Annotated in this window: 1 pseudogene; it reads left to right on the top strand. The window is 65.3% G+C overall.

The features are described 5' to 3' along the window. Positions 1–870, top strand: a pseudogene (locus NKJ08_RS38800) (IS256 family transposase); the annotation flags it as partial.

Genomic DNA, 870 nt, shown 5'->3' with positions numbered 1-870 from the left:
AAGCTGGTGACGCGGGTCGGGGTGCTGGAGCTTCGCGTTCCGCAGGATCGGGCTGGCCGGTTCTCGACGGAGTTGTTTGAGCGCTACCAGCGTTCGGAGAAGGCATTGGTGTCGGCGCTGGTCGAGATGTACGTGCAGGGCGTTTCGACCCGCAAGGTGAAGGCGGTGACGGAGGAACTGTGCGGCCACTCTTTCTCGGCCTCGACGGTGAGCGAGGCGACGATGCGGCTGGATGAGGCGCTCAAGGCGTTCTTCACGCAGCGGCTCGAGGAAAGCTATCCGTATCTCATCTTGGGCGCGCGCTACGAGCGGGCTCGCGAGGCGGGCGTGATCGCCAGCCAGGCGGTGCTGGTGGCGATCGGCGTGGATTGGGAGGGCCGGCGCCAGGTTCTGGGCGTGGAGCTGGCCAACCGGGAGAGCCATTCGAGCTGGCGCGAGTTCGTGACGGGGCTCAAGAATCGCGGGCTCGCCGGGTCGAGTTCGTCGTCTCCGACGACCATCCGGGGCTCAGGGCGGCAATCCGCGAAGTGCTGCCCGAGGCGGTCTGGCAGCGCTGCTACGTGCAGTTCCTCAGAAACGCGCTCGACTACGTGCCGCGCAAGGTCGACGACGATTGCCTTCTACGACCGGCGCGACCTTGCCGAGGTCAAGCGCGACCTGGCGCAGTGGATCGCCAAATGGCAGGCCAAATACCCGAAGCTGGTCAACTGGGTGGAAGACAACATCGAGGAGACGCTGAGCTTCTATCGGCTGCCGCTAGCTCACCACAAGCACATGAAGCGGCTGAACCAGGAGATCAAGCGGCGCACCCTGGTCGTTCGCATCTTCCCCAACCCGCGGAGCTGTCTGCGGCTGGTTCGGGCATTGGCG

The organism is Mesorhizobium sp. M0244 (genome assembly GCF_040321795.1).
In the GTDB taxonomy this organism is placed as follows: Bacteria; Pseudomonadota; Alphaproteobacteria; order Rhizobiales; family Rhizobiaceae; genus Mesorhizobium.
The sequence above is the reverse complement of the archived record's forward strand: the minus strand, read 5'-3'. Positions and strand labels throughout refer to the sequence as shown.